At 34.8% G+C, this 2,081-nt stretch carries 2 protein-coding genes and 1 pseudogene; 2 read left to right on the forward strand and 1 reads right to left on the reverse strand.

Annotation, left to right across the window (positions count from 1 at the left end):
* Both AB3X49_RS23000 and AB3X49_RS23005 read left to right on the forward strand, forming a co-directional pair.
* Positions 1–538 (forward strand): hypothetical protein (locus tag AB3X49_RS23000; protein WP_367964966.1); only part of this gene is annotated, 538 nt, incomplete at its 5' end.
* A gap of 107 nt (positions 539–645) precedes the next feature.
* Positions 646–1,185 (forward strand): annotated as a pseudogene (locus AB3X49_RS23005) (replication-relaxation family protein).
* A gap of 21 nt (positions 1,186–1,206) precedes the next feature.
* Here AB3X49_RS23005 and AB3X49_RS23010 read toward each other — a convergent pair.
* Positions 1,207–2,034, reverse strand: a complete 828-nt coding sequence (locus AB3X49_RS23010) for a Fic family protein (protein WP_367964968.1) — start codon at positions 2,032–2,034, stop codon at positions 1,207–1,209.
* Between the last annotated feature and the right edge of the window lie 47 nt (positions 2,035–2,081).

The raw sequence follows: 2,081 nt of genomic DNA on the forward strand, positions 1-2,081 counted from the left end.
AGAAACAGGCCCAACAGGAGAAACGGGTCCAACGGGAGAAACAGGCCCAACAGGATCTACAGGACCTACAGGACCTACAGGCCCAACAGGAGAAACAGGATCTACAGGAGTATTATCTTCCAGTTATGTAGCTTATATGGCAGATGCTTTTTCTAATGCCACTATTCCTGTAGGATCAGCTATAAAATTTAATTTAGCTGAAACTACAAGTACTAATATTACAATTTCAAACTCATCAACATTTACTGTGCAAACTTCTGGAGTATATATGATAATATGTAATATTTTAGTTAATGATGGTGAAACTGGTGTATTTTCACCTTTTGTCAATGGGATAGAAAGAACTAACGCTATATCAGGAATTATAGCTTCAGCAGGTGCGCCATCTTCTTGTACAATAATGGATGTACGTCCATTAAATGCAGGGGAGACAATTGAAATTAAAAATTCAAATAGCACTCCAGTAACTTTACGTAATACAAATATTGGTAATCGCAGAGCGGCATATGCAAGTTTACTAATTATACAAATCGTATAAATCACAACAGTGCGCACTTACACAACTTAAAAAGTTTGTCCGTTCTTCACCAAAACATCGATTCGAGGTACATTTAAAAATGTCTAGGCTCAACCCGATATGACCTTATCGGGTTGTATTTACGCGGACTCAAGAAAGCTGTGACCTGTTGTAGTACGGTTATGAAACGATTAAGGCGAGAAGGGAGTGTGGATGCCAATGTTTCACAGCAGCCGTACATTTATTTTCCTCAACCTTCTACCATTCGAAAGGCAAGTCAAAAAATCCCTCATTTCTTCGGTATTGTGGACGTATACAAACAACTCATTCAATATGAAAAACCTAAATTATTTAAAGTTGAGCCGAAATAGGGTAAAGAATATATGGAACCCGATGCATTTACAATTTGGCGTAACTCACCTTTCTTCATCGAAGTTCAAAAGTCAGTTTACAGTAAAAAAAATATACAAGATAAAATAAACAGATATGAATTATACTTCCACAGTCAAGAATGGCATAATGAGTCCTGGCAACCAAAAGGCTCGAAATTCTTCCCTTCAATTCTCATAATTACTGATAAACATTATGAAATTAACTCTTCTAATTTACGTATTTTCCAAGCTACTTCTATACAGGATTTTATGAATAAATTAGCAGTGAAGTTATAAAAATTGTATGGAATGAATTTATCACATATTAAAGTCTGGATCAAAATAGTACTTGTCCATCAAGTTATTCACAATACCGTTGAAATACGCAAATTTCCCCTTAGCCATTTTTGCACCAGACTTAACTTTCATCACAAACTCTTTCACCGCTTTTAATCCGATCGTTAATTCTTGCTCCTTATCAAATGCTGTAGCACCTGTTGTATGGTTAACGACTCTATTACACTGTCTTACAACCTTCCACAGTTCTTGAATTGTTTTTGATTCAGAGTAAAAAGAGCTAACTAAAGAAACAAAACGTTCTGGTACCCAGTGAGCCACGAAATCAGCTTCTTTAATGTTCTCTTCAGGAGTATTGCTATTCTCATTACTATTACGTTTGTTTATATCTTTTATATTTTGTTTTAAGGAAATAGGTTTTGTTTTAATGGTCGGACACTTTGTAGGGCATTTACCAGGTACCTTGTCGGACACTTCTTCCACAATAGGTTGAATGATAATTGCATTAGAAGTTTGAAGCATATCTTTTTTACGTTTCATAGATACTTGCTTGATTATTCCTAAGTCCACAAGTTTCTTCATTAAACGTTGTACAGTTTTATATGAAACTTCCATCATAGCAGCGATTGAATTTTTGCATAGGAAACTAACACCTGCATATTTACAGCCATGGCGTTTTAAAATTTCAAGTAATGTAATTAGTTTAGATTGTACGTCAGTACGTTTAATAGACATAAGGATAGTATCATGGTATGTACGTACAGTTTTATTTAATTCTTCCACATTTTTGAATGATGATAAGTTGCGGAAGGATTCTTTATTTGCGATAACATCGATACGTTTTTTCATAACGGTTTGTCTCCTTTTTGGAAACAAAAAAGCAACGTCACCTATTT

Origin of the sequence: Bacillus sp. C30 (genome assembly GCF_040838255.1) — a bacterium.
Taxonomy (GTDB): domain Bacteria; phylum Bacillota; class Bacilli; order Bacillales; family Bacillaceae_G; genus Bacillus_A; species Bacillus_A mycoides.